Raw genomic sequence first — 438 nt, forward strand, 5'->3', positions numbered from 1 at the left:
CGGCCCGGCGCGGTGCCGGTGAGATGCTGCGAGGGCCGGCCGTCGACGCCGACGGGAACGTCCCCGGCGAGCATGACGCGGTGCATGATCCGCGGGTGGTCCAGGTGGGCTGTGTCGCCGGGCGCGAGGTGGATGGTGGCCCGGTTGTCCCAGAACGCCACGGTGCCCGGCTCCCAGCGCAGCCGCACGGTGTACTCGGGCCGGGTGGCCTGCTCCAGCAGCATCTCCAGGATCGCCCGGCTCTCCGGGCGGGACAGGCCGGTGATCTGCTCGACGTAGTAGCCGTTGACGAACAGGATCCGCTCCCCCGTCTCGGGATGGACGCGCACCAGCGGGTGCTCGGTGGCGGTCTGGTGGTCCAGCAGATGGCGCAGGTAGGCGTCGTCACCGGGCCGGGGCTGGTAGCCCACGCCCAGCCGGTGCTCGGCGCGCAGCCGG

General features: G+C 73.5%; 1 protein-coding gene. It reads right to left on the bottom strand.

All coding sequences use genetic code 11. The features are described from left to right. Positions 1-438 (bottom strand): TauD/TfdA family dioxygenase (locus LPA54_RS39210; protein WP_228985166.1); only part of this gene is annotated, 438 nt, incomplete at both ends.

This window comes from Streptomyces sp. DH12 (genome assembly GCF_020873895.1).
Taxonomy (GTDB): Bacteria; Actinomycetota; Actinomycetes; order Streptomycetales; family Streptomycetaceae; genus Streptomyces.